The sequence below is a fragment of the Salinarimonas rosea DSM 21201 genome, assembly GCF_000429045.1.
Lineage (GTDB): Bacteria > Pseudomonadota > Alphaproteobacteria > Rhizobiales > Beijerinckiaceae > Salinarimonas > Salinarimonas rosea.
Map to the genome: position 1 here is coordinate 3,744 of NZ_AUBC01000001.1, position 25,137 is coordinate 28,880.

At 69.6% G+C, this 25,137-nt stretch carries 20 protein-coding genes; 9 read left to right on the top strand and 11 right to left on the bottom strand.

Going from position 1 to position 25,137, the window contains the following annotated elements:
* Positions 1-33 precede the first annotated feature (33 nt).
* The 4 genes from istB to G407_RS0100035 form a co-directional block, all read right to left on the bottom strand.
* Positions 34-849, bottom strand: coding sequence for an IS21-like element helper ATPase IstB (gene istB / locus G407_RS0100020; RefSeq protein ID WP_043538577.1), 816 nt, complete (start codon positions 847-849; stop codon positions 34-36).
* Complete coding sequence (istA, locus tag G407_RS0100025) at positions 849-2,162, bottom strand: IS21 family transposase (RefSeq protein WP_052340733.1); 1,314 nt, start codon at positions 2,160-2,162, stop codon at positions 849-851. Before istA ends, istB begins: the two co-directional genes overlap by 1 nt.
* Before the next feature lie 340 nt (positions 2,163-2,502).
* Positions 2,503-3,219, bottom strand: a complete 717-nt coding sequence (locus tag G407_RS30875; protein ID WP_084327106.1) for a toll/interleukin-1 receptor domain-containing protein — start codon at positions 3,217-3,219, stop codon at positions 2,503-2,505.
* A 142-nt stretch (positions 3,220-3,361) separates the two neighbouring features.
* Positions 3,362-7,108, bottom strand: coding sequence for a vitamin B12-dependent ribonucleotide reductase (locus G407_RS0100035; RefSeq protein WP_029029156.1), 3,747 nt, complete (start codon positions 7,106-7,108; stop codon positions 3,362-3,364).
* Positions 7,109-7,829: 721 nt separating this feature from the next.
* On the opposite strand from G407_RS0100035, the gene G407_RS0100040 reads away from it, so the two are divergent.
* The 9 genes from G407_RS0100040 to G407_RS0100080 all read left to right on the top strand — a co-directional run bounded on the left by G407_RS0100040 (position 7,830) and on the right by G407_RS0100080 (position 17,830).
* The gene (locus tag G407_RS0100040; RefSeq protein WP_029029157.1) at positions 7,830-8,384 is read left to right on the top strand and encodes an SH3 domain-containing protein; all 555 of its coding nucleotides are present in this window, start codon (positions 7,830-7,832) and stop codon (positions 8,382-8,384) included.
* The gene (locus G407_RS0100045) at positions 8,381-8,872 is read left to right on the top strand and encodes a DUF1643 domain-containing protein (RefSeq protein ID WP_029029158.1); all 492 of its coding nucleotides are present in this window, start codon (positions 8,381-8,383) and stop codon (positions 8,870-8,872) included. Before G407_RS0100040 ends, G407_RS0100045 begins: the two co-directional genes overlap by 4 nt.
* Positions 8,873-9,052: 180 nt before the next feature.
* Complete coding sequence (locus tag G407_RS30035; protein ID WP_052340735.1) at positions 9,053-10,381, top strand: TIR domain-containing protein; 1,329 nt, start codon at positions 9,053-9,055, stop codon at positions 10,379-10,381.
* Between the two features lie 259 nt (positions 10,382-10,640).
* On the top strand, positions 10,641-11,675 hold the full coding sequence (locus tag G407_RS0100055) for a LacI family DNA-binding transcriptional regulator (RefSeq protein WP_029029159.1): 1,035 nt from the start codon (positions 10,641-10,643) through the stop codon (positions 11,673-11,675).
* A 111-nt stretch (positions 11,676-11,786) separates the two neighbouring features.
* Positions 11,787-13,064, top strand: coding sequence for an ABC transporter substrate-binding protein (locus G407_RS0100060; protein ID WP_029029160.1), 1,278 nt, complete (start codon positions 11,787-11,789; stop codon positions 13,062-13,064).
* A 220-nt stretch (positions 13,065-13,284) separates the two neighbouring features.
* On the top strand, positions 13,285-14,130 hold the full coding sequence (locus G407_RS0100065) for a carbohydrate ABC transporter permease (RefSeq protein WP_029029161.1): 846 nt from the start codon (positions 13,285-13,287) through the stop codon (positions 14,128-14,130).
* Positions 14,127-14,993, top strand: a complete 867-nt coding sequence (locus G407_RS0100070; protein ID WP_084327108.1) for a carbohydrate ABC transporter permease — start codon at positions 14,127-14,129, stop codon at positions 14,991-14,993. Before G407_RS0100065 ends, G407_RS0100070 begins: the two co-directional genes overlap by 4 nt.
* A gap of 472 nt (positions 14,994-15,465) precedes the next feature.
* Positions 15,466-16,524, top strand: a complete 1,059-nt coding sequence (locus tag G407_RS0100075; protein WP_029029163.1) for an ABC transporter ATP-binding protein — start codon at positions 15,466-15,468, stop codon at positions 16,522-16,524.
* 13 nt (positions 16,525-16,537) lie between these two features.
* Positions 16,538-17,830: an MGH1-like glycoside hydrolase domain-containing protein gene (locus G407_RS0100080; protein ID WP_043538581.1), complete on the top strand. Its 1,293-nt coding sequence runs from the start codon at positions 16,538-16,540 to the stop codon at positions 17,828-17,830.
* 18 nt (positions 17,831-17,848) lie between these two features.
* On the opposite strand, the gene G407_RS0100085 is transcribed toward G407_RS0100080, so the two are convergent.
* From G407_RS0100085 to G407_RS0100115, 7 genes are all read right to left on the bottom strand, one after another.
* On the bottom strand, positions 17,849-18,655 hold the full coding sequence (locus G407_RS0100085; RefSeq protein ID WP_029029165.1) for a ferredoxin--NADP reductase: 807 nt from the start codon (positions 18,653-18,655) through the stop codon (positions 17,849-17,851).
* A gap of 159 nt (positions 18,656-18,814) precedes the next feature.
* On the bottom strand, positions 18,815-19,531 hold the full coding sequence (phoB, locus tag G407_RS0100090; RefSeq protein ID WP_029029166.1) for a phosphate regulon transcriptional regulator PhoB: 717 nt from the start codon (positions 19,529-19,531) through the stop codon (positions 18,815-18,817).
* Positions 19,532-19,553: 22 nt separating this feature from the next.
* On the bottom strand, positions 19,554-20,291 hold the full coding sequence (gene phoU, locus G407_RS24810) for a phosphate signaling complex protein PhoU (protein WP_052340737.1): 738 nt from the start codon (positions 20,289-20,291) through the stop codon (positions 19,554-19,556).
* A gap of 43 nt (positions 20,292-20,334) precedes the next feature.
* Positions 20,335-21,171 carry a phosphate ABC transporter ATP-binding protein PstB gene (gene pstB / locus G407_RS0100100; protein WP_084327197.1) on the bottom strand — a complete coding sequence of 279 codons (837 nt, stop codon included), beginning with the start codon at positions 21,169-21,171 and terminating at the stop codon, positions 20,335-20,337.
* A 64-nt stretch (positions 21,172-21,235) separates the two neighbouring features.
* Entirely contained in the window at positions 21,236-22,612 is a 1,377-nt protein-coding gene (gene pstA / locus G407_RS0100105) for a phosphate ABC transporter permease PstA (protein WP_029029168.1), read from the bottom strand.
* 11 nt (positions 22,613-22,623) lie between these two features.
* On the bottom strand, positions 22,624-24,000 hold the full coding sequence (gene pstC, locus G407_RS0100110) for a phosphate ABC transporter permease subunit PstC (RefSeq protein ID WP_029029169.1): 1,377 nt from the start codon (positions 23,998-24,000) through the stop codon (positions 22,624-22,626).
* 111 nt (positions 24,001-24,111) lie between these two features.
* Complete coding sequence (locus G407_RS0100115; protein WP_043538645.1) at positions 24,112-25,137, bottom strand: substrate-binding domain-containing protein; 1,026 nt, start codon at positions 25,135-25,137, stop codon at positions 24,112-24,114.

Sequence of the window (25,137 nt, forward strand, 5' to 3'; positions counted from 1 at the left end):
TGTCAAGCGTCAGCCGGAACTGCCCCCCTTTCGTCACGAGGACCTGACCCCCTCGCTGGTTGATGTGGTGTTGTGAGGCGCCGGAGCGGCCTTCTGCAGAAGGCCGCTCCGGCGCTTTTCGCGCAGCCGATAGCTCTCACCGCGGATGGTGATGACGTGGCTGTGGTGGAGGAGGCGGTCGAGGATGGCGGTCGCGACCACGGGATCGCCGAACACGGAGCCCCACTCGCCGATGGCGCGGTTCGAGGTGACGAGCATGGCGCCACGCTCGTAGCGGCGAGAGACGAGCTGGAAGAAGAGGTGCGCCGCATCCTGCTCGAAGGGCAGGTAGCCCAGCTCGTCCACGATCAGCAGCTTCGGCTTGGCGTAATGGAGGAGGCGCTCGTCGAGACGGCCATCGGCATGCGCCTTGGCCAGGTTGGCGACGAGCGCCGTGGCCGAGGTGAACAGCACGGTGTAGCCGGCCACGATCACCTCGCGCCCGAGGGCGACGGCGAGATGCGTCTTGCCGACCCCCGGCGGACCGAGCAGCAGGATCGCCTCGCCGTTTGCGATGAAGCGGCCGGTGGCGAGCTCGCGGACTTGGTGCCGGTCGACGGATGGCTGCGCCTCGAAGTCGAAGCCGGCCAGATCCCGGGCGAAGGGGAACCTGGCGAGCCCGAAGGCCATCTCGATCCGGCGCTGGTCCTTGCGCGCGATCTCGCGCTCGCAGAACAGGGTCAGGGCCTCGCGGATCGTCAGGTCGCGCCGCCCAGCCTCGTCGAGGAGGCTGTCGAGCTGGTCGCGGATCGCGGTGAGCTTGAGGCGGGTGAGCATCCGCTCGAGATGCGCGTGCGTGTCGATGAGCATCACCAGGCCCCTCCGACGAGCGCCTCGTATTCCGCCAGCGGGCGCAGCAGCGCCGCGGCGTCGACCTCCGGGCCGTCGACGGTCTCCTCGTCGCGGACACGTCGCACGGCCCGCCCTCCGGCGCCGGCGACGCCCTCGAAGTGCGCGGGATCGACGATCCGCCCCTTGCGGCGCGCGCTCGACGGATGGCTCGCGACCTCGCGCCCGCCATAGACGATCCGCACGCTCGCGCCCGTCACCGTCACCCGCACGCTCTCGCCGATCAGGCGCCATGGGACGGAGTAGGCCGAGCCGTCGACCTCGACCGTGCAGTCGGCGCCGACCCGTCGGAGGAGATCGCGGGTCGCGAGGAACGAGCCATGGCCCGGCAAGGCCTTTAGGCGCGCGGCCTCGTCCCGGGCGAAGCGCAGGATCGGCGCCTCGCCGGTCGTGCCGTGCTCGCGTACGTCCGCGATCTCGCGCGTCCACTGATCGAGATGCGCCTCGAGCGCGGCGAAGCTCTCGAAGCTGCGCCCGGCGATGGCGTTGTTCTTGACATAGCCGACCCCGCGCTCGTCCTTGCCTTTGGTACGGGCGCGATACGGCGCGCAGGCGACCACCCGGAAGCCCCAGTGCCGGGCGAAGGCATGGAGCCGCGGGTTCAGAACGACCTCCCGGCTCGCCGGGTCGTGGTGAAGGACGAGGGCGCGGGCGTTGTCGAGGAGGACCTCCTCGGTCACGCCGCCGAAGGCCCGGAACGCGCTCTCCATCCCCTCGAACCAGCTCTCCTGGCGCTCGCCGTCGAAGGCGCGGACGTGGAGGCGCCGCGAGTAGCCGAGCGTGGCCACGAAGAATGACACCCGCCGCTGCTCGCCGCCGATCTCGACCCGCCGCTCGCCGAAGTCGATCTGCAGCTGCTGACCCGGGCGCGTCTCGAACCGGATCGTCGCCCGCGCCTCGGCGCGAAGCTCACGACGCAGGTGGGCGACGGCCCGCTCGACGGTGCGCAGGCTCACCACGACCTTCTTCTCCGACGCCAGCTCCTGGCGCACGACATCGGCGTTCCCGGCGTGGCGCCGGAAGCGCTCGGCGATCCAGTCCTCGAGCCCGTCCAGCTTCTTCGAGCGCGACGGCGATGTCGGCGGCCGCCATCCACCGGCTCTCAACCAGCGCCGAACCGTGTTCCGCGAGCACCCCAGCTCCGCCGCGATCCGCTTCGAGCCCCACCCGAGCGCCTTCAGCGACAGCATCGCCGAGACCTCGTCCGGCTCCTTCATCTCCAGCCCCCGTGCAATCTGCTCCTGGGGGCATCTGTGCATCCATGCGTCGTCCATCGCGACCTCCTGCTCGACGGCAGGGGGTCAGTTCCTCATGGCGCCAAGGGGGTCAGTTAGTCGTGTCGCCCGACAGGCTCGGGCGCCTGTCATCCCCCCGGAGCCGTCGTGCCTCGCACGCGCCGGCGCGCGCAGCGCAGGTCACCGCGAAGCGGCCGGAACGAAGTGGAGGAGGGCGAAGCCCTTGACCGGAGCGAGCACGCCGGCACGCTCGCAGCAAAGGACGGCGCGGTGCCCCGTGCCGCTCTCCAGCAATTGCCGAACGGGCACGAAGGCATTGCACCTAACGCGTCGCTGCGGATCTACAAGCCAAAAAATACAGCGCTTTAAACCCTCATACTCAAAATGGAATGTCGTCGTCGTATTCAGAAGGCTTCTGCTGAGCCTGCGCGAATCTATCCTTTGTTCGGTCATCCTGCTTCAGAACCGCTGCAATATCGGCTACAATCTCCTCCGCCTGTCTTCCGCGCCTCAAGATCGCCTGCTTTCGCGCAACGAAGCCGGTCGGGTTTTCTCCCATATGAAGAGGAATGATCAGGACGTTCCGTGCGACCCCGAAGCCGACCTCCTGCTGGCACCAACTGCTTTGCGCAAAACCCGGCGTGCACACGGCAATCAGGGCTTCCATATGCCGCAAGGCACGGTGCAGTTCGTCCGTCCATTCTCGCGTCGGCGAAATCGCGGCGTGAGCCACGAAGCCACTGCAACTGTGCGCAGCCAAGCACTCGGCCAGTCTGACCGCCCGTGGTCGGGCCTCTGAGACATGGCTAATGAATATGCGCATAGACTGTGCGTCGCGCCAGAGTTCAGGACTATCGTCACCAAAACCGACGGCCTCTGAAAAAATCCCGAGATCTTGCGCAATTCGGAGAAGCTTGGCATTTTCGACGCCACGAAGCGCAACCTTAGAGTACACCCATTTACTATTATAGTGAACCTCCGTGGGTGGATTTACCCCATACTCCGCAAGAAACTGATCGATTTCATCATACCGATATCGCGCTTGAAGCTCGCGCGCGACTTTGTCTATAAGACGTAATTTCTCAGTACTGCGCATTTCAGAATTCCTGTCGAGGAACCAGAAAAGGCCCTGACGCCGATCTTCCACTTTTGCTCATGGCCAAGCACCGGGCCGCCCTAGGGACGGTCCGGTGCTGCCACGCGTAGCAGAGTCGGATGAAGAGTAAATGCCTACCAAATTAAGAACACCCCGTCGTCCCCCCACACGTATCACACTTCAAACAAGTCCCATTCCGCACCAGCGTGAAGTTCGCGCATTCGGGGCAGGCCTCCCCCTCGTAGCCCTTCATCCGCGCCTCCGCCCGCCGGTCGGCGACGGACGCCGGCGCCGGGGCGGCCGCGCCGGCCGAGAGCTCGCGCTCCACCACCGGCTCCGCCTTCAGCGCCGTCGCCGTCCGCGCCCCGCCGCCGGCCCCCCCGCCGGCCGGCATCCCCGCGTCGCGCGCGAGCGCCATCACCAGCGGCTGCGGCACCGATCCGCCGGCGCCGCCGGGGATCAGCATCAGCTTGTCGGTCTTGCCGCGGGTGAAGCCGCGGGAGACGAAGGTGGCGGCGGGGCTCGGCTCGGCGGCGGGGCCCAGGCGGGACTGCTCGACGCCCTTGCCGAGCACGTCGTGGCCGATCTCGCTCGGGTCGACATGGGCGAGGTCGTAGCGGCCGAGGTAGGAGATCGCCAGCTCGCGGAAGACGTAGTCCAGGATCGAGGTGGCGTTCTTGATCGACTCGTTGCCGGTGACGAAGCCCGAGGGCTCGAAGCGGGTGAAGGTGAAGGCCTCGACGTATTCCTCCAGCGGCACGCCGTATTGCAGGCCGAGCGAGATGGCGATGGCGAAGTTGTTCATCATCGCCCGGAAGGCCGCGCCCTCCTTGTGCATGTCGATGAAGATCTCGCCGAGGCGCCCGTCGTCGTACTCGCCGGTGCGCAGGTACACCTTGTGGCCGCCGACGTTCGCCTTCTGGGTATAGCCCTTGCGGCGGCCCGGCAGCTTCTCGCGGTCACGGATGCGCTCGACGCGCTCCACCACCCGCTCGACGATCTTCTCGGCGACCTCGGCGACGCGGGCCGGGGCGGCCTTCTGGAGCAGCGCCTCGACGGCGTCCGCCGCCTCGTCCTCGTCCGCCTCGTCCTCGATGAGGGCGGAGTTGAGCGGCTGGGAGAGCTTCGAGCCGTCGCGGTAGAGGGCGTTGGCCTTCAGCGCCAGGCGCCAGGAGAGCATGTAGGCGCTCTTGCAGTCCTCCACCGTGGCGTCGTTGGGCATGTTGATGGTCTTGGAGATCGCCCCCGAGATGAAGGGCTGCGCCGCCGCCATCATGCGGATGTGGCTCTCCACCGACAGGTAGCGCTTGCCGACGCGCCCGCAGGGGTTGGCGCAGTCGAACACCGGGTAGTGCTCGGCCTTCAGGTGCGGCGCACCCTCGAGCGTCATCGCCCCGCAGACGTGGATGTTGGCGGCCTCGACGTCCTTCTTCGAGAAGCCGAGATGGAGGAGGAGGTCGAAGGACGGGTCGGCCAGCTTCTCGGCGGAAATGCCGAGCGCGCCCGTGAGGAAGTCCTCGCCCAGCGTCCACTTGTTGAAGACGAACTTGATGTCGAAGGCCGACTTCATGCCCGCCTCGAGGGCGGCGATCTTCTCGTCGGTGAAGCCCTTGGCCTTCAGCGCGGGCGGGTTGATCGCCGGCGCCTGCGCGATCGAGCCGTGGCCGAGCGCATAGACCTCGATCTCGGCGATCTCGTGCTCGCGGTAGCCGAGCGTGCGCAGCGCATCCGGAACGGCGCGGTTGATGATCTTGAAGTAGCCGCCGCCGGCGAGCTTCTTGAACTTGACGAGCGCGAAGTCCGGCTCGATGCCCGTCGTGTCGCAATCCATGACGAGGCCGATCGTGCCGGTGGGCGCGATCACGGTCGCCTGGGCGTTGCGGTAGCCGTGCTTCTCGCCGAGCTGGAGCGCGCGATCCCACGCCGCCTGGGCGCGGGCGACGAGGTCGGGCTGCGGGCACGACGCGTGGTCGAGCGGCACCGGCGTGGTGTGCAGCTCCTCGTAGCCGTCGCTCTCGCCGTGGGCCGCGCGGCGGTGGTTCCGCATCACCCGCAGCATGTGCTCGGCGTTGTCCGCATAGCCCGGGAACGGCCCGAGCTCGGAGGCCATCTCGGCCGAGGTGGCGTAGGCGACGCCCGTCATCACCGCGGTGAGCGCGCCGCACAGCGCCCGGCCCTCGTCGGAATCGTAGGGCAGGCCCATGGTCATCAAGAGGCCGCCGATGTTGGCGTAGCCGAGGCCGAGCGTGCGGTAGCGGTAGGACAGCTCGGCGATCTCCTTCGACGGGAACTGCGCCATCGTCACCGAGATCTCGAGGACCATGGTCCACAGCCGGCACAGGTGCTCGTAGCCGGCGACGTCGAAGGTCTTGGCCTCGCGATGATAGAACTGCAGCAGGTTGGCGGAGGCCAGGTTGCAGGCCGTGTCGTCGAGGAACATGTACTCCGAGCACGGGTTCGAGCCGCGGATCGGGCCGGACGCCGGGCAGGTGTGCCAGTCGTTCATCGTGGTGTTGAAGTGCAGGCCCGGATCGGCGGAGGCCCAGGCGGCGTGGCCGATCTTCTCCCACAGGTCGCGGGCGTCGAGCGTCTTCTTCACCTTGCCGGTCTGGCGCCAGGTCAGGTCCCAGGTGCCGCCCTGCTCCACGGCGCGCAGGAAGCCGTCGGTGATCGAGACCGAGTTGTTGGAGTTCTGGCCCGAGACGGTGAGGTAGGCCTCCGAGTCCCAGTCGGTGTCGTAGACCGGGAAGTCGATGTCCGTGTAGCCCTGGCGGGCGAACTGGATCACGCGCTTGATGTAGCTGTCGGGCACCATGGCGCGACGCGCGGCCTTGATCTCGCGCTTGAGGACGGGGTTGCGCTCGGGGTCGAAGCAGGCCTCGCCGGTGGCGTCGCCCTCGACCTCGCAGTTGACGCAGGCCTTCAGCACCGCCTTGAGGTGCTTGGAGTTCAGCTTCGAGCCGGTGACGAGGGCGGCGACCTTCTGCTCCTCCTTCACCTTCCAGTCAATGTAGTTCTCGATGTCCGGGTGGTCGATGTCGACGACGACCATCTTCGCCGCGCGGCGCGTGGTGCCGCCGGACTTGATCGCGCCCGCCGCCCGGTCGCCGATCTTGAGGAAGGACATCAGGCCCGACGACTTGCCGCCGCCCGAGAGCCGCTCGCCCTCGCCGCGCAGCCGCGAGAAGTTCGAGCCGGTGCCCGAGCCGTACTTGAACAGGCGCGCCTCGCGCACCCACAGGTCCATGATGCCGCCCTCGTTGACGAGGTCGTCCTCGACGGACTGGATGAAGCAGGCGTGCGGCTGCGGGTGCTCGTAGGCGGTGGCGGACTTGGTCAGCTCACCGGTCTCGAAGTCGACGTAGTAGTGGCCCTGGGAGGGGCCGTCGATGCCGTAGGCCCAGTGCAGGCCGGTGTTGAACCATTGCGGCGAGTTCGGCGCCACCATCTGGCTCGCCAGCATGAAGCGCAGCTCGTCGTAGAACGCCGCGGCGTCCTCCTCGGCGGTGAAGTAGCCGCCCTTCCAGCCCCAGTAGGTCCAGCAGCCGGCGAGCCGGTCGAAGACCTGGCGCGAGGAGATCTCCGAGCCGTAGCGCTCCTCCTCGGGCAGCTTCGCCAGCGCCTTCTCGTCGGCGACGGAGCGCCACAGGAAGGAGGGAACGTCGTTCTCCTCGACCTTCTTCAGGCGGGCCGGGACGCCGGCCTTGCGGAAGTACTTCTGCGCGAGCACGTCGCTCGCGACCTGCGACCAGGTCTCGGGGACGTCGATGCCCTCCAGCCGGAAGACGATGGAGCCGTCCGGGTTGCGGATCTCGCTCGTCGCCTTCCGGAAGGTGATCCCGGCATAGGGATCCCGACCCGCACTCGTGTATCGCCGCTCGATCCGCATCGTCCCGTATCCCTGGTCTTTCGCTCCGGCCGCCATGCGCGAACCGGGATGTCGGCCCCGGACGGCCCGCGGGCCGCCCCCTCCTCGTCACCATCGTCACGCCGCGCGGACGCCTTCGGGGCGCGCACACCCGCGCGCCGGGCCGCTTGGCCGTGGCGTCGAGGTGGATGCCGCGCTCCGTTCTGGATGTCGCCCGACGTGAGGCCTTCTGGCCCGCCGCCGCTCGTGTCGGTGGGACGAGAGAAAGCTGTCACCAGCCGGGGCGCGCGTCAACACCTAGTGCTCGGGCTCCTCCCCAGCCCTAGATATGGTGTGGGCTGTTAAGATTGTGGAGAACTTCGACACCGGCTCTCAAGCCATTCGAGTCGCTTCGGATTTCAGGCGAGCGGCCACGCTTGCGCCGGGTGTGGCCGCGATGCGTCGCCGGCGGACCATCCACAAGAGCCGTCCGGCCGGCCTCGAGCGCCGGGCGGTGAGCGTCCGCGGCCTCGGACCTGCGACAGGCCCTGCGCGGGGCGGACGAAGCGGCTGGAGTCTATGGGATTCAACGTAATCCGCGGACGCATCGGAATCCGGGAATCACATCGCGGGACTGCGAATCGAATCCCGCCATCAATTCGGCCCGATCGGGGTGCGTTCAGTCTTCGCTCAGCATCCCCGTGGCAGGCTCGATCCGTCGGCCAGCCACCCGCACCCGTCCTCCGCCCGCGAGCCCCGCGCGATGTCCCTCCCCGCCCCCCGCCGCTTTCGCCCGATCGCCCTCGCCTCCCTCGCGCGGCTCGCGCTGTGCGGCGTCGTCCTCGGCGGCCTCGGCGCCGCCAACGCGATCGCCCAGCGCGCGCCGACGGCGAACGTGGTGCCGGGGGAGGAGCATTGCGTCGTCGACGTCCGCGCCGACGACGCGCTCAACCTGCGTGCCGGGCCGGGGGCCGCCCAGCCGATCCTGGCGCGCCTGCCCTACGGCACGTGCGGGGTGATGGTGACGGGGGCGTGCTCGGGCAATTGGTGCCCGGTCGAGGACGGGCACAATTCCGGCTTCGTCCACGCCCGCTACATCGCCCAGGTCTCGCCGGCTCTCTACTGCACCGAGGGCGTCCGGGCCGGCGAGCGGCTGATGCTGCGCGCGTTCCCCTCCTTCGAGTCGCGGCCGGTCCGTGCGCTCGGCCCCGCCACCTGCTCGATCGCCTTCCTGCCCTACGCCCGCGAGGGCTGGCAGAAGGTCCGCGTGGAGGGGTACGAGGGCTGGGTGCCGCGGGCGAACCTCTCGGGGCAATGAGCGCGGTCTTCTCTCCCTGCGGCACGTATCGCTACCGGCTCGAGCGGCCGGGGGACGATGCGCGGGCGGGCGCCCCGGCGCTCGCCTTCGTCATGCTCAATCCCTCGACCGCGGACGCCTACCGGGACGACCCCACCATCCGGCGCGTGCGTCTCCTCGCCCGGGGCTTCGGCTACGGCCCGGTCGTCGTCGCGAACCTCTACGGGCTGCGCTCCGCCGACCCGCGCGCGCTCGCCGCCCATCCCGACCCCGTCGGCCCCGAGACCCCGGCCCATCTCGCCGCGATCGCAGCGCAGGTCCGCGACGTCGTCTGCGCCTGGGGGAACCACGCCGAGCCCGCGCGGGCGCGTGCCGCGCTGGCGCTGCTCGCGGGCGCCGGCGCGCGGCTGTGGCATCTCGGCCTGACGAAATCCGGCGCGCCGCGCCACCCGCTCTACGTGCCGCGCGATGTGCCGCTGACCATGCTCGTGGACGAGTCGCGCGGGTAGATCGTGAGTGTCGGCCCACGGCGACACGCGTGCCGCGACGTCGGGAGGATGGAGATCGGGACGGCTTCCCAGCCTGATCGGTCCGACTTATGCTAGGTTGTTAGCCGGCATGGGGTCTCGCGTCGACGCACGGGCCGGGACGACGTGGTCACGATCTGCGCTCCCGGAGGGATATTCGTCATGAAAGCTCGGGTGTTCATCGGAGCGTCGACCGAAGGTGGCAAGGTGGCGGCAGGCGTCCAGACTCACCTGGACAAAATCGCCGAGTGCGTCATTTGGGACCAGAACGTCTTCGAGCTGAGCAACTCGACGCTCGACAACCTCGTCGATCAAATAGGAGCCTACGACTTCGCGATTTTCGTTCTCTCGCCGGACGACAAGCTGCTTATTCGTGGCAACGTCCAAAACGTGGCGCGCGACAACGTCATCTTCGAGATAGGCCTCGCGATCGGACGTATCGGGAAGAACCGGACGTTCGTCATCGCGGCCGACGAGGCAGCGGATCTGAGGATCCCGACGGATCTGCTCGGGACGAACATACCAAGGTTCAGCAGCAATCGCGGGGACGGTAACTGGGTCGCGGCGGTCGGGCCTGCATGCGCGAGGATCAAGGCCGCGATCGAGGAACTCGGGCCGATACACAATCGTGCGCTGCGAGACGCCGACGGAAGCACTGTCACCTACGTCGCAGCCGTCTGCTACCGGATTGTCGACGGGGTGATCGAGTATCTGCTCGTGAACTCGACCAAAAGCCGCCGTATTTTCCCCAAGGGAAGGATCAAGGACGGCGAGAGCGCCACGACGGCGGCGATGAGGATCGCCTTTCACGAAGGGGGCGTGTCCGCGCGGCCGACCGATGCCGACCCCCTCGTCTTCAGGTACCTGAAGGAGGAGGAGGGCAAGATGTACTCCGTCGCTGCTGTCCTGATCTATGCCCAAGGTGCACCCAGTAAGCGAATGGAATTCAGAGATCCCCAGTGGTTCTCGAGCGACGCGGCCCCGAACGTCATCAAGGACGGCCGCACCGTCTGGGATCAAGTCCAGCAGCTCGCACGCGTGATCGACTGGTCGCTGCTCCAGATTCGTCAACGCTTAGCGCCACGTTCGCAGGCGGGTGTCGTGCCCTACCGCAGACAGGGTTCCGAGAAGGTGGAGATCCTCCTGGTTACCTCCCGGAGCCAGGGAGCTTGGATCTTTCCGAAGGGAAATATCGGCGCTGGAAGCAATCCGCACGCGACCGCCGAGAAGGAGGCCTACGAAGAGGCCGGCGTCAGAGGAAAAGTGGGCGAGCGCATCGGCCGGTACAACTATTCGCGCTTTGGAGCGTCATACGACGTCGAGATGTTCGCCATGGAGGTCCAGGAGGTCGGCGACATGTGGCCCGAGCAGCACCAGCGGGAGCGCCGATGGTTTCGGCTCAAGGAAGCCGACAACATCGTCGAATACGACCACATAAAGCAGGTGCTCCTCGACTTCAGAAAAAAGAGCAGAAGCGACAAGGCGAAATAACTGTCTCGGCGCGAGAACGTCGCCTCGCAATTTGTCCTACGAACTTACTTTGTTCCAGTTTCCGGCCAGCGCCGGAGGATACGCCGTATCGCTCGCCGCCGCGCGGCGCACCGCTTGACAGCCGGGGAGCGTGGCGGCACTCTTCCGAAACGTTTCGGGAAGCAGCGCTCACGAGAGCCGCGCCAGAAGGCGCGCCCCGGGACGGACGCGGCTCGCGATCCGAAACGTTTTGGATCGATAGCCTCGCGGAGGACACGTCATGGAGCGCCGCCAGCCGCGGCTGAAGGAACTCTCGCGCGAGCTCGGCCTGTCGATCACGACGGTGTCGCGGGCGCTCGCCGGCTATTCCGACGTCTCCGCGACCACCCGCGAGCGCGTGCGCGAGGCCGCCGCGAGGTCCGGCTACGTGCCCAACCGCGCCGGGCGCGCGCTGAAGTCCGGCCAGACGGGATTCGTCGGCCTCGTCGTGCCGGTGCGCGACGCGCAGTTCATCGACGCCTTCCTCGGCGAGTTCGTGATGGGGCTCGGCGAGGCGCTGGCGGAGGCCGGGCGCGACCTCGCGCTCACCACGGCGACGCGTCGTCAGGAGGAGATGGACGTCCTCGCCCACGTCGTGAACGCGGGGCAGGTGGACGGCATGGTCGTCAGCCGCGCGACCTGCGCGGATCCGCGGGTCGGCTACCTGCTCGACCGCGGCGTGCCCTTCGTGCTGCACGGGCGCGTTCTCGAGGAGACCCGTCCGCACGCCTGGCTCGACACCGACGGCGCGGCCGCCTTCGGCGAGGCGGCGCGCCGGCTCGTCGCGCTCGGGCACCGCCGCTTCGGGCTGCTCACCTTCTCCGACCCGATGACCTTCGCCCATTATCGCCGCGCCGGCCTTGAGGCGGCGCTCGCCGAGGCCGGCCTCGCGCTCGCCCCCGAGGCCATGGCCGCCGCGCCGCGCGCGGATCCTGCCGCCCTGCGCGCGGCCGCCGGCCGTCTGCTCGATGCGCCCGAGCGCCCCAGCGCGATCCTGTGCGCCACCGACACGCTCGCGATCACGCTGATGGAGGAGGCCGCCCGCCGGTCGCTGGCGATCCCGCGCGACCTCTCGGTCGTGGGCTTCGACAACCTGCCGGTCTCGTCCTACGCGAGCCCGGGCCTGACCACGTTCGACGCCCGCATCCAGGAGTGCGGCGTCGCCGTCGCGCGCATGCTGCTCGCGGTGATCGAGAACGGCCCCGCCGCCGTCGAGCCGAAGCTCGTTGCGGCGGACTTCATCCCCCGCGCGAGCCACGGCCCGGCCCCCGGCTGAGCCGGCCGGCTGCCCGCGCGACCAGAGCTCCGAAGAGGAAGACCCCGGAGAGACGAGCAAGAGGCACCAGCAAGAGAGCCGCACACCAGAGACCCAACGGGAGGACAGGACATGAGACGCCACACGACGACGACATCCGCCCTCGCGCTCCTCGCCTTCGCGGCGACGAGCGGGCCCGCGCCGGCGAGCGCCCAGGAGCTGCTGTTCTGGTCGACGCAGGCCAGGCCCGTGGAGGAGGCGCAGGGCATGCGCGAGGAGGTGCTCTCCGGCTTCGAGGGCGGCAGCGTCGACTACCAGCCGCAGGACGCCGGGCCCTTCATCACCCGCCTGCGTGCCGAGACCGAGGCCGACCAGGGGACGATCGCCGTCGTCGGAGCCCTCCACGGCGAGCTGACCGCCTTCGCCGAGGCCTTCATGGACCTCTCGGCCGTCGACGTCTCCGCCGCGAGCCCGGCGCTCGTCGAGCTCGGGCGGCTCGGCACGGACGAGCAGCGCTACGTGCCGTGGATGCAGGCGACCTACCTGATGGCCGCTAACCGCGCCGCGCTCGAGCACCTGCCCGAGGGCGCGGACGTGAACGCGCTCACGTGGGACGAGCTGATCGCCTGGGGCCGCAACATGGCGGACGCCACCGGCTCGCCCAAGATCGGCCTGCCCGCCGGCCCGCAGGGCCTGCGCCATCGCGTCGTGCAGGGCTACCTCTACCCGTCCTTCACGGATTCCATGGTCACCCGCTTCCGCTCGGACGATGCGGTGGCGATGTGGGAGACGGTGCGGGAGCTGTGGGAGGTCACGCACCCGCGCTCGACCTCCTACAACTTCATGCAGGAGCCGCTGCTCGCCGACGAGGTCTGGGTCGCGATCGACCACACGGCGCGCCTCGCGGACGCCTTCAACCAGCGCCCGGACGACTTCATCGCCTTCCCCGCCCCCGCCGGACCCACGGGCCGCGGCTTCATGCCGGTCGTCGCCGGCATCGCCGTGCCGGAGACCGCGCCCGATCCGGAGGCGAGCCTCGCGCTCCTGCGCTACATGCTGGAGCCCGAGACCCAGATCGCGACGCTGCGCGCCACGAACTTCTTCCCCGTCGTCGACGTCGAGCTGCCCGACGACATGCCGCCCTCGGTGCGTGCCGCGGGCGCGGCGATCGCGCTCCAGTCCGGTGCGCCGGACGCCAATCCCGGCCTCCTGCCGGTGGGGCTCGGCGATCTCGGCGGGCAGTTCAACCAGGTCTACGTCGACACGTTCGAGCGCATCGTGCTCGCCGGTCAGCCGATCGAGCAGGTGCTCGACGACGGGGCGGCGGAGCTGCGCCGCATCGTGACCGAGGCCGGCGCGCCCTGCTGGGCGCCCGACGCCCCCTCCGAGGGGCCGTGCCCGGTGGAGTGAGCGACGCACGACGTCATCCCGGGTCGCGAAGCGGGCCCGGGACCCAGAACCGCCGTCGTCTCTCTCAGCGTGCGCGAGAGCGCTCGCGTCGCGAGGCGCCGATGCAGGCCTTTCCCGCCGCGGCGTCTGCACGCCGCTCGATGAGGCACCTGTGGTTCTGGGTCCCGGACTTGCTTCGCAATCCGGGATGACAACGAGGCCCCTCTGTTTCCGAGGTCCCATGCCCTCGCGCGCCCTGCCCTACCTCCTGCTCGCGCCCGCGGCGCTGTTCCTGGCCGCCTTCTTCGTCTACCCGGCGGTGCAGGTGGCGCTGATCGCGTTCACCCGCGGGGACGAGCCGACGCTCGCGAACTTCGCCCGCATGGCCGGTCACTGGAAGTTCGACGCGGCCCTGTGGAACACGATCCTCCTCGCTGCGGTCGTCGTGCCGCTGCAGCTGGCGCTCGCGCTGTTCATGGGCCAGATCGTGACGCGGATGGGCCGCGGGCGCGACCTCGTGCTCTACGTCTTCACCATCCCGCTCGGCATCTCGGACCTCGCGGCGGGCATCATCTGGCTCGCGATCCTGGAGCAGAACGGCTTCCTGAATTCCTTCCTCTACCACCTCGGCCTCCTCGAGAGCCCGGTCGCGCGCCTGTCCTACCAGAACACGCTCGGGCTCTTCGTCGCCGTCGCGCTCGCGGAGATCTGGCGGGCGACGGCGATCATGCTCGTCATCCTCGTCGCGGGGATGGGGCTGATCCCCAAGGAGTACGACGAGGCGGCGCAGGTGTTCGGCGCCTCGCCCTGGCAGCGCTTCGTCAAGGTGACGCTGCCGCTCCTCAGGCCCAGCCTGCAGACGGCGCTGATCCTGCGCACGATCCTCGCCTTCGAGGTCTTCGCCGTCGTCGCCGCGCTCGCCGGCACCTCGATGCCGATGCTGATGGGCGAGACCTACGCCTGGGAGTTCCAGCTCCAGGACCGCGGCGTCGCCGCCTCCTACGCCCTCGTCATCCTCGGCATCTCGATCGCCTCCACCCTCGTCTTCCTGTGGTGGCTGCGCTCCCCCAAGGAGGCGCGCGCATGACCGCGACCCGTCCCCTCCGCGCCCCCGTCGCCTCCTACGACACGACCCGCGCGCTCGAGCTCGCCACCGCGCGGCGCTGGTTGACGGCGGCCGTCGTGACGATCCTGTGCCTGTGGGTGCTCGTCCCGATCTGGCTCGTCCTCGTCAACGCGCTCTCGACGCCGGCCGAGGTCTCCGGCTGGCCCAAGAGCTTCCTGCCCTCCTTCGCCACCGACAGCCTCGCCTTCTTCATCGGCTTTCGCGGCGTGGCGGACGCGCTGCTCAACTCGGTGACCGTGGCGGCGATCACGATGGTGCTCTCCATCGCCATCGGCGCGCCGGCGGGCTACGCGCTGGCGCGGTTCGACTTCGCCGGCAAGAACGCGTTCCGCATCCTCGTGCTGATGACCCGCGCCTTCCCGCTGCCGCTGCTCGCCCTGCCGCTGGCGGTGGCCTACATCCAGGTCGGGCTCGACGACACGATCCTCGGCCTCGCCTTCGTGCACACGATGCTGGCGATGCCCTTCGCGGTCCTGATCACGGCCTCGCTGTTCATGGGCGTTCCCGTCGAGCTCGAGGAGGCGGCCTGGACGCTCGGCTGCACCCGCCTCCAGGCCTTCGTGAAGGTCGTGCTGCCGCTGGTGAGCCCCGGCATCGCCGCCTCCGCGGTGTTCGCCTTCGTGGTCTCCTGGAACGAGGTCTTCGCGGCGGCCGTCCTGACCATCGAGAACCGCACGCTCACCGCCTTCCTGCTCCAGAGCCTGAACGTCAGCCCCCTGCACCTCAAGTTCGCCGGCGCGGCAGTGCTCGTCCTGCCCGCGCTCCTCTTCCTGTTCGCGGTGCGGAAGTATCTCTTCGCTATGTGGGGGATCGCCAACCGATGAGCGCGCCGACCCTGGACCCCAATCCGCCGATGCCGGCTCTCCCCTCTCCCTCGTCGATGCACACGTCTGCAACCCTCGGATCGAACGATGACCCCCGCAACGCAGAGTGCAGGCCTTCTCCTTCCCTGTAGGGGAAGGTGGCTCGGCGAAGCCGAGACGGATGGGGCGCGCGGAACGCGCGTTCGGCGCAGCCGAAGAGCGACGGCGGCGGCGGACACGCCGGCTTCCGCTTCGCGGAACGCGTCGCTCGCGCGCCGCGCCCCATCCGTCTCGTCGGCTTCGCCGCCGATCCACCTTCCCCTACAGGGAAGGACAGGGGTCGCCGACGTCTCTCGTCCGCCTCCACCGCACAGGTCGTCCAATGCCGCGAGAGGCGCAAGCGATCGATGCACTGCTCCGCCGCGCCGGACCCGGCCGCCGATCCGGCGAGCGTACGACGTCCTCCCTCGCAAAGCCGCAGAGGAGCCCGCCCATGGCTGAGATCGCCGTCTCCCGCCTCGAGAAATCCTACGGCGCCTTCACCGCGCTCCACGAGATCGACCTGCACGTCGAGGATCGCGAGTTCCTCGTGCTGCTGGGCGCGTCCGGCTGCGGGAAGACGACGCTGCTTCGCTGCATCGCCGGGCTCGAGACCGCCAGCCGCGGCGAGATCGCCATCGGCGGACGGCGCGTCGACCGCCTGCCGCCGCGGGCGCGCAAGATCGCGATGGTGTTCCAGAACTACGCCGTCTTCCCGCACCTGACGGTCTTCGAGAACATCGCCTTCGGGCTGCGCATGAAGAAGCTGCCGAATGCGGAGGTCGAGGAGAAGGTGCGGCGCGCGGCCACGATGATGCACATCGAGCAATTGCTCGCGCGCTATTCCGGCCAGCTCTCCGGCGGGCAGCGCCAGCGCGTGGCCGTCGCCCGCGCGCTCGCCATGGAGCCGGAGGTGCTCCTGATGGACGAGCCGCTCTCCAACCTCGACGCGCTGCTGCGGCTCGAGATGCGCGCCGAGCTCAAGGGCGTGCTCCAGGAGAGCCGGACGACGACGATCTACGTCACCCACGACCAGGTCGAGGCCATGAGCCTCGCCGACCGCATCGCCGTGATGCACGGCGGCCACATCGTCCAGCACGCCTCGCCGCTCGAGGTCTACCGCGATCCCGCGACCCGCTTCGTCGGCAGCTTCATCGGCAACCCGCCGATGAACTTCCTGCCGGCGGCGCGGGTGGCCGACGGCTGGGCGGTGGCCGGCATCATCGTGCCCGGGCCGGACGTGGCGCAGGACGCCATCGAGCTCGCCGTGCGCCCGGAGGACCTCGCCCCCGCCGAGACCGGCCTTTCCGGCCGCGTGAAGGTCGTCGAGCCGCTCGGCGCACATCAGCTCGTCACGATGGACGTCGCCGGCCACCTCTTCCGCGCGGTGCTGGAGAGCGACCTGCCCGTCCGCGCCGGCGAGACCCTCACGCTGGCGCCGCGCCCCGAGCGCGTGCGCTGGTTCGACCCGACGACCCAGACCGCCATCGACCGCCCCCTCACGCCCTCCTGAGAAGACCGCCGCCATGACGACTTTCCCCATCGACGCCGATCGCCTGCGCGCGGAGGCGGTCGCGATCCTGCGCGAGAACGATCTCGGCGGGTACACCATCCCGACGAGGGGCCTCTACCCGTTCCAGTGGAACTGGGATTCCTGCCTCGTTGCGCTCGGCCTCGCGCACGTGGACGAGGACCGCGCGCTCGGCGAGATCGAGACGCTGGTCGCTCATCAATGGCCGGACGGGATGATCCCCCACATCGTCTTCCACGCCGACCACGAGACCTATTTCCCCGGCCCGGACGTCTGGGGCACCGCGCGTGCGACTCCCACGAGCGGCATCACCCAGCCGCCGGTCCTCGGCTACGCCCTGAGGCGCCTCCTCGACACGGCGCGCGACCGGACGATGGTCGCGCCGCGTGTGGCGGCGCTGCTGCCGAAGGTCGCCGCGTGGCACCGCTGGTTCGCGACCGCGCGCGACCCGCATCGCACCGGCCTCGTCGCCATCCTGCACCCCTGGGAGAGCGGCCGCGACAATGCGATCGACTGGGACGAGGCGCTGGCGCGCGTGCCGACCGAGGGCGTCGGCAGCTACGTGCGCCGCGACACGACCCACGTCGACGCCGCGCAGCGCCCGACCAAGGCCGAGTACGACCGCTATCTCTGGCTGGTCCAGCGCTTCCGCAGCCTCGCCTGGGACCAGGCGACGCTGCACGACGCCTCGCCGTTCCGGGTCGTCGATCCCGGCTTCAACGCGATCCTGATCCGCTCCGCGGAGGACCTCGCCGCCCTGGCGCAGGCGCTCGACGCACCCGAGCTCGCGGCGGAGGCGCAGGCCCAGGCGGCGCGGGGACGCACGGCGCTGGAAGGACTCTGGCACGACGGTCTCGGGCAGTACGCCGCCTTCGACCGCGCCGCCGGCACCCTCGTCGAGAGCGCCTCGATCGGCGGGCTCCTGCCGCTCCTCGCGCTCGAGCCCGGCCATCCCCGCGCGCAGGCGCTCGTGGCGCGGCTCGCGGCTCTGCGCGGCGCCGTGCGCCATCCGGTCCCGAGCCACGATCCCGCCGATCCGCGCTTCGACCGCCTGCGCTACTGGCGCGGGCCGCTCTGGCTGATCGCCAACCGCCTCGTCGCCGACGGGCTCGCCCGCCACGGGCGGGCCGACGCCGCCGGCGAGATCGCCCGCGACGGCCTCGCCCTCGTGGCGAAGAGCGGCTTCGGGGAGTATTTCGACCCGCTCGACGGCCGCGCGCTCGGCGGCAAGCGATTCAGCTGGACAGCCGCGATGGTGCTCGAGTTCCTGGAGACGAACCGCGCCTGACCCGGCGCAGGCCCGCCCTCAGCCCACGAAGGCGCGCTCGACGACGAAATGCGCGGGCTTGGCGTTCGAGCCCTCCTCGAGCCCGGCCGCGGTGCACAAGGCCCGGCAGTCCTTCGTCATCTCGATCGAGCCGCAGATCATCACCCGATCGGTCTGCGGGTCGAGCGGCGGCACGCCGAGATCGGCGAACAGCCGGCCCGACGCGATCGCATCCGTGATCCGGAACGAGCGCGGGTGCGGCTCGCGGGTGACGGTGGTGTAGAAGGTCAGGCGCGGGGCGGCGATCTCGCCCACCAGCGGATCCTCGACGAGGTCGCGCACGGTGTTCTCGCCGTAGGCGAGCTCCGCCACGCGCCGGCAGGACTGGGTGAGGATCACCTCGTCGAACTTCTCGTAGGTCTCCGGGTCGCGAATGATGCTCGCGAAGGGCGCGATCCCGGTGCCGGTGGACAGCATCCAGAGCCGCTTGCCGGGCGCGAGCGCGTCGAGCACGAGGGTGCCGGTCGGCTTCTTCTTGATGAGGATCTCGTCGCCGGCGACGATGCGCTGGAGCCGCTCCGTGAGCGGGCCGCCGGGCACCTTGATCGAGAAGAACTCGAGCTCGTCGTCCCAGCTCGGGCTCGCGATCGAGTAGGCGCGGAAGACGGGCTTCTCGCCCCCGGGCAGGCCGATCATCACGAACTCGCCGGAGCGGAAGCGCAGCGATGCCGGGCGCGTCGTACGGAAGCGGAAGAGCCGGTCGGTATAGTGCTCGACGAGCACGACACGCTCGATGTGGCAATCGACGGGCGCAGCGATCGCGCCGGCGGCGGCTGGTTCCGACATCGTGGTCCTCTCGTGGGGGCCTCTGGCCCGGGCCTCTCGTGCGGGCCTGTCACGGCCGAGCTCGGCGACGCACGTGCTCTACCACAGACCCGTTTCGCAGCGCACCACGTACGAAACCGAACCCGGGAGGGCAAGCGGGGCGGCTCGGGAAATGCCGCCTCAGGCGCCGAGCGCGCCGTCCGCCTTGGCGAAGGTCTCGTCGAAGGAATAGCCGGCGCCGCGCACGGTGCGGATCGGGTCGAGCGTCTCGCGGGTGTTGATCGCCTTGCGCAGGCGCCCGACATGGACGTCCACCGTCCGCTCGTCGATGTAGACGTCGTGGCCCCAGACGCCGTCGAGGAGCTGCTCGCGGGTGAACACGCGCCCGGGGCTCTGCATCAGGAACTCGAGCAGCCGGAACTCGGTCGGCCCCAGATGCAGCTCGCGGCCGCCGCGGCGCACGCGGTGCGTCTCGCGGTCGAGCTCGATGTCCCCGGCGACCAGCGTGTTGGCGATGTGGGCGGGCTTGGTGCGGCGCAGGAGCGCGCGCACACGCGCCAGCAGCTCGGGGACGGAGAAGGGCTTGACGATGTAGTCGTCGGCCCCCGTCGCGAGCCCGCGCACGCGGTCGCCTTCCTCGCCGCGGGCGGTGAGCATGATGACGGGCAGCCGCTCGGTCTCGCGGCGGGCGCGGATGCGCCGGCACAGCTCGATGCCGGAGAGGCCGGGCAGCATCCAGTCGAGCAGGACGAGGTCCGGGATCTGCTCGCGCAGCCGCACCTCGGCCTCGTCCCCGCGGGCGACCGTATCGACCTTGTAGCCTTCCGCCTCGAGATTGTAGCGCAGGAGAAGAGTCAGGGGCTCCTCGTCCTCCACCACCAGGACACGCGTGCTCATCGTGCGTTCGCCCCGCGCTCCCTCACGCGCCCGGCGCGCCGGGCGCGGCGTCGTCGTGGATGCCGGTCTCGTAGGCCGTGCGGTCCATCTTCGGACGCTCGGCCGTGATCGGCTGGCCGGTGACGAGATAGTGGATCGTCTCGGCCACGTTGGTGGTGTGGTCGCCGATGCGCTCGACGTTCTTGGCGCAGAACAGGAGATGCGTGCAGAAGGTGATGTTGCGCGGATCTTCCATCATGTAGGTGAGCAGCTCGCGGAAGAGCGAGTTGTAGAGCGCGTCCGTCGCCCCGTCCCGCCGCCAGACCTCGAGCGCCTTGTCGACGTCGAGCTGGGTATAAGCGTCGAGGATGTCCTTGAGCTGGCCGAGCACCATGTCCGACATGCGCTCGACGCCGAGCACGACGCGCTGCGGCTCGAACTGGCCCGAGATCGCGAGCGTGCGCTTGGAGATGTTCTTGGCCATGTCGCCGATCCGCTCGATGTCGGAGGCGATGCGGATGGCGGAGATCACCTCGCGCAGATCGATCGCCATCGGCTGGCGCCGGGCGATGGTGAGGATCGCCTTCTCCTCGATGTCGCGCTGGATCGTGTCCAGGCGGAAATCCGTGGTGACGACGGACTGGGCGAGCCCGACGTCGCGGCGCACCAGCGCCACCGTGGCGTCGGCGAGCATCTTCTCGGCGATGCCGCCCATCTCCATGATCGACCGGCGCAGCTCCTGGAGCTCGGCGTCGAACGATGCGACCGTATGTTCGGACATGGGTCCGTCTCCTCGAGAGCGCTTCCTGCGGCGATGCGCCGGCTCAGCCGAAGCGGCCGGTGATGTAGTCCTGCGTGCGCTTGTCGCGCGGATTGGTGAAGATCATGTCGGTGTCGCCCTCCTCGACGAGGTCGCCGAGGTGGAAGAAGCAGGTCTTCTGCGAGACCCGGGCCGCCTGCTGCATCGAGTGCGTGACGATGACGATCGTGTAGTTCTGCCGCAGCTCGTCGATCAGCTCCTCGATGCGCGCGGTGGCGATCGGGTCGAGCGCCGAGCAGGGCTCGTCCATCAGGATCACCTCGGGCGACACCGCGATGGCGCGCGCGATGCACAGGCGCTGCTGCTGGCCGCCGGAGAGCCCGGTGCCGGGCTCCTTGAGGCGATCCTTCGCCTCCTCCCACAGCCCCGCGCGGCGCAGCGACCGCTCGACGATCTCCTCGAGCTCGGCCTTGTTCTTGGCCAGGCCGTGGATACGCGGGCCGTAGGCGATGTTCTCGAAGATCGACTTCGGGAAGGGGTTCGGCTTCTGGAAGACCATGCCGACGCGGGCGCGCAGCAGCACGACGTCGAGGCTCTTGTCGTAGATGTCCTCGCCGTCCATCAGGATCCTGCCGGTGACCCGTGCGCCCTCGATCGTGTCGTTCATCCGGTTGAGGCAGCGCAGGAAGGTCGACTTGCCGCAGCCCGACGGGCCGATCAGCGCCGTCACCTGGTGGGCCGGGATTTCCGTGTCGATGCCGTGCAGCGCCTCGGCGGACCCGTAGAACACCTTCACGTCCGAGGCCGTCACCTTCGGCTCCGGCCGGTTGGCGCCATGCGGCGCGGCGGCGGGCGCCGACGCGGCGTCGCCGGCGACGACGGGCTTCGTCAGGTCGGTCATGGCGGGGCTCGTCTCGATCTCGGAAGAGGGCGGCTGCTTGGGTTCGGCGTGCGCGGGCATGGGATCACCACCTCTTCTCGAATCGCTTGCGCAGGATGATGGCGAGCGTGTTCAGGCTCAGCAGCAGGGCGAGGAGCACGATGATCGCCGCCGACGTGCGGGCCTCGAAGAAGTTCCGCAGCTCGTTACCCTGCCAGAGATAGATCTGGACCGGCAAGGCGGTCGAGGAGTCCATCGGCGACGTCGGGATCTGCGCGACGAACGCGCTCATGCCGATGAGCAGCAGAGGCGCCGTCTCGCCGAGCGCCTGGGCGACGCCGATGATGGCTCCCGTCAGGATACCCGGGATCGCGAGCGGCAGCACGTGGTGCGCCACCGTCTGCACCTTGGAGGCGCCGAGACCGATCGCGGCCTGCCGGATCGAGGGCGGGATCGCGCGCAGCGTCGAGCGGGTGGCGATGATGATCGTGGGCAGCGTCATCAGCGTCAGCACGAGGCCGCCGACCAGCGGCGCCGACAGCGGCAGCCGGAACCAGTTGATGAACACCGCCGCCCCGAGCAGGCCGAACACGATCGACGGCACCGCGGCGAGGTTGTTGATGTTCACCTCGATGAAGTCGGTGAAGCGGTTCCTCGGCGCGAATTCCTCGAGGTAGATCGCGGCCGCGACCCCGATCGGGACCGAGAGGACGATGACGATCAGCATCATGAACAGCGAGCCGACGAAGGCGCCCGCGAGGCCCGCCGAGGCCGGGGACGAGCGCGAGTCGACGTTGAACAGGAGCGCGCTCGCGAATTCCTGCGTCAGCACGCCCTGCTCCAGCAGGAGCTCGATCCAGGCCCGCTGGTCGCTGGTGAGCGGCAGGCGATCGTCCGGCAGGCTGCGGTCGATGTTGCCCTTCACCCAGACGTCGACGTTCGCGTCGGCGAGACCCTGGAAGACGATCGTCTCCCCGATCAGGCCGGGGTCCTCCTGGACGAGGGCGCGCAGCTCGAAGCGCTCGTTGGAGGCGATCAGCCCCTCGACCGCGCGCCCGCTGTCGGCCGCCTCCGGCGGCAGGTAGGCCAGGAGCGCGTTGCGCAGGACGCGCCCCCAGTTGGTCCGCGCGAGCGCGGTCTGCCAGCCGAGGAAGGCCTCCTCGTACTCCGCCTGGTTGGCGAAGGCGGATCGCTCGGGCGCCGGGGGCACGTCGACGATCTCGGGATCGACGAAGACCTCCAGCGTCAACGTCGCCTGCCAGAACGCCGGCAGGCCCCTGGTGAGGATCGTCGCGAAGAGCAGCGCGACGAGCCCGAGGCCGACGATCACGGCGGCGAGGCCGAGCAGCCGGAAGCGGGTCTCGGCCGCGCGCCGGCGCGCGAGCGACGCCTGGACTCGCCGGGTCGTCGGGCTCGCGGCGCGCGCGGCGCCGGTCGTCGTGTCTGCGGTGCCGGTGGCCATGTCCGCTTCCCTCATTCGTATTGTTCGCGGAACCTGCGCACGATGTAGAGCGCGAGCACGTTCAGCCCGAGCGTCAGCACGAACAGGGTCAGGCCGAGCGCGAAGGCGACGAGCGACTGCGGGCTCGCGAAATCGATGTCGCCGGTGAGCTGCTTCACGATCGTCACCGTCACGGTCGAGACCGACTCGAACGGGTTGGGCTGGAGCACGGGCGCGTTGCCGGCCGCGAGGACCACGATCATCGTCTCGCCGATCGCCCGCGACACGGCGAGCAGGAAGGCGCCGACGATGCCGGGGAGGGCCGCCGGCAGCACGACGCGCTTGATCGTCTCCGACCGGGTCGCGCCGAGGCCGAGCGAGCCGTCCCGCATGGTGCGCGGCACCTGCGTGATGATGTCGTCGGACAGCGACGAGATGAAGGGGATGATCATGATCCCCATCACCACGCCCGCCGTCAGCGCGGAGGTCGCGCGGATGTCGAGCCCGACCAGCGCCCCGGCGTTGGAGAGGGCCGGGCCGGCGATCGTCAGCGCGAAGAACCCGTAGACGATGGTGGGGATGCCGGCGAGGATCTCGATCAACGGCTTCGCGACGGCGCGCAGCCTCGCCGGCGCGTACTCCGCCATGTAGATCGCGATCATCAGGCCGACGGGGAGCGAGACCAGCATCGCGATCGCCGCGATCAGCACGGTGCCCCACAAGAGCGGCAGGAGCCCGTACCCGTCCGCGCTGCCGGCGCCGACCGTGACGAAGCGGGGGTTCCAGACGGTGCCGAAGAAGAAGTCGATCGGGCTGACGTAGCTGAAGAAGCGCAGCGTCTCGCCCACCAGCGAGAGCACGATGCCGACCGTGGTCAGGATCGCCACCGTGGAGCAGGCGATCAGCAGGGTCCTGACGACGGTCTCGACCTCGTTGCGGGCGCGCAGGCTCGGGGAGATCCGGCGCAGGGCGAAGACGAGGCCCGCGGCGGCCGCGGCGGCGACGCCGGCGACGAGCGCGAGGTCGCGGGTCGTCTGGAGCGTGCGCAGGCGCTCGGCGGCGGAGACCTCGTACGCCGCAGGCTCGCCCAGCACGCCGAAACCGGAGGCGAGCGCCTGGATCCGCTGCATCACGGTGAGCAGCTCGGCCTGCGGCAGCGCCAGGACGTCCGCCGGCAGCGCGCCCATCACGAGGGATCGAACGACCGCGTCGCCGAAGAGCGCGAAGAGCAGGATGACCGCGAGCGCCGGTATGCCGAGCCACAGCGCCACCAGCATGCCGTAATGGCCCGGCAGCGAGTGCAGCTTCGAGGCGCTCGCGACGGCGGCCCGGCGGCTGGCCTGGGTCCCGAACCGATACGCGAACCCCATCGCGACGAGCACGATGATCGCGAGCCAGACAGTGTTCATGTCCCCGGTCCCCGACGGCGAGACGTCGCCGCGTCTTGCGCTGCGCGGCTGTGAAAATCAAGGTGCGGGCGCCGGGGGCGAGCCCCGGCGTCCGCCGTCACGCGGTCGCGATCAGAGCGCCTCGCGCTCCTCGACGATGCGGATCGCCTCCTCGCGCTGCTCGTCCGAGAGCGGGATCAGGCCCGCCTCGACGAGCACGCCCTCGGGGCCGGCCATCTCGTCGGAGAGGAAGTACGTGGCGTACTCCTCGATGCCCGGGATGACGCCCATGTGCTCGCCCTTGAGGTAGAAGAACAGCGGGCGGGAGACCGGGTAGTCGCCGGAGCCGATCGTCTCGAGCGACGGGACGACGCCGTTCACGGTGGCGACCTTCAGGCGGTCGCGGTTCTGGTCGTAGAACGACAGGCCGAACACGCCCATCGCCTGCGGCTGGGCCTCGAGGCGGGCGAGCGTCTCGGTGTAGTCGCCGGCGATCTCGATCACGCGGCCGTCCTGGCGGAAGCCGAGGCAGGCCTCCTCGGCGGCCTCCTCCTCCATCGACGTGATGACGTCGAAGGTCTCGCAGCCCGGGAGCACGACGCGCTCCTCGAACACCTCGCGGGTGCCGTGGTTCGACGCCGGGATGGCGACGACGATGTCCTGCTCCGGCAGGCTGTCGTCGATCTGGTTCCAGGTCGTGTAGGGATTGTCGACGAGCGCGCCGTCGACCGGCACCTTCGCGGCGAGCGCCTGGAAGACGTGCTCGGGCGCCAGGTCGAAGGTGCCCTCCTGCGACTGGTTGGTCGCGAAGACGATGCCGTCGAAGCCGAAGCGCACGGGGATGATCTGCTCGACGCCGGCGGCGGCGCAGGCCTCGACCTCGCCGTCACGGATCGGGCGCGAGGAGTTCGCGATGTCGATCGTGTTCTCGCCGACGCCCTGGCAGAACTGGCGCAGGCCGCCCGAGGACCCGCCCGAGCCGACGACCGGGGTGTTGAACTGCGGGAAGGCGTTGCCGAACTCCTCGGCCACGATGCTGGCGAAGGGCAGCACGGTGGAGGAGCCCGCGATCTGGATCGTGTCGCGGGTCTGCGCCTGGGCCGAACCGGCGGCGAGGACGCCGGCGGCCGCGATGGCGAGCGCGCTCGTAAGGGTCAT

What these genes read in the sequence shown, in the direction of transcription:
- G407_RS0100080 (WP_043538581.1), top strand. Translation starts at nt 16,538, where the DNA reads ATGACGACTTTCCCCATCGACGCCGATCGCCTGCGCGCGGAGGCGGTC.
- G407_RS0100070 (WP_084327108.1), top strand. Translation starts at nt 14,127, where the DNA reads ATGACCGCGACCCGTCCCCTCCGCGCCCCCGTCGCCTCCTACGACACG.
- G407_RS0100085 (WP_029029165.1), bottom strand. Translation starts at nt 18,655, where the DNA reads ATGTCGGAACCAGCCGCCGCCGGCGCGATCGCTGCGCCCGTCGATTGC.
- G407_RS0100075 (WP_029029163.1), top strand. Translation starts at nt 15,466, where the DNA reads ATGGCTGAGATCGCCGTCTCCCGCCTCGAGAAATCCTACGGCGCCTTC.
- G407_RS30035 (WP_052340735.1), top strand. Translation starts at nt 9,053, where the DNA reads ATGAAAGCTCGGGTGTTCATCGGAGCGTCGACCGAAGGTGGCAAGGTG.
- istA (WP_052340733.1), bottom strand. Translation starts at nt 2,162, where the DNA reads ATGGACGACGCATGGATGCACAGATGCCCCCAGGAGCAGATTGCACGG.
- G407_RS0100035 (WP_029029156.1), bottom strand. Translation starts at nt 7,108, where the DNA reads ATGCGGATCGAGCGGCGATACACGAGTGCGGGTCGGGATCCCTATGCC.
- G407_RS0100055 (WP_029029159.1), top strand. Translation starts at nt 10,641, where the DNA reads ATGGAGCGCCGCCAGCCGCGGCTGAAGGAACTCTCGCGCGAGCTCGGC.
- G407_RS0100040 (WP_029029157.1), top strand. Translation starts at nt 7,830, where the DNA reads ATGTCCCTCCCCGCCCCCCGCCGCTTTCGCCCGATCGCCCTCGCCTCC.
- pstB (WP_084327197.1), bottom strand. Translation starts at nt 21,171, where the DNA reads ATGACCGACCTGACGAAGCCCGTCGTCGCCGGCGACGCCGCGTCGGCG.
- G407_RS0100115 (WP_043538645.1), bottom strand. Translation starts at nt 25,137, where the DNA reads ATGACCCTTACGAGCGCGCTCGCCATCGCGGCCGCCGGCGTCCTCGCC.
- G407_RS30875 (WP_084327106.1), bottom strand. Translation starts at nt 3,219, where the DNA reads ATGCGCAGTACTGAGAAATTACGTCTTATAGACAAAGTCGCGCGCGAG.
- G407_RS0100060 (WP_029029160.1), top strand. Translation starts at nt 11,787, where the DNA reads ATGAGACGCCACACGACGACGACATCCGCCCTCGCGCTCCTCGCCTTC.
- pstA (WP_029029168.1), bottom strand. Translation starts at nt 22,612, where the DNA reads ATGGCCACCGGCACCGCAGACACGACGACCGGCGCCGCGCGCGCCGCG.
- phoU (WP_052340737.1), bottom strand. Translation starts at nt 20,291, where the DNA reads ATGTCCGAACATACGGTCGCATCGTTCGACGCCGAGCTCCAGGAGCTG.
- pstC (WP_029029169.1), bottom strand. Translation starts at nt 24,000, where the DNA reads ATGAACACTGTCTGGCTCGCGATCATCGTGCTCGTCGCGATGGGGTTC.
- G407_RS0100065 (WP_029029161.1), top strand. Translation starts at nt 13,285, where the DNA reads ATGCCCTCGCGCGCCCTGCCCTACCTCCTGCTCGCGCCCGCGGCGCTG.
- G407_RS0100045 (WP_029029158.1), top strand. Translation starts at nt 8,381, where the DNA reads ATGAGCGCGGTCTTCTCTCCCTGCGGCACGTATCGCTACCGGCTCGAG.
- phoB (WP_029029166.1), bottom strand. Translation starts at nt 19,531, where the DNA reads ATGAGCACGCGTGTCCTGGTGGTGGAGGACGAGGAGCCCCTGACTCTT.
- istB (WP_043538577.1), bottom strand. Translation starts at nt 849, where the DNA reads ATGCTCATCGACACGCACGCGCATCTCGAGCGGATGCTCACCCGCCTC.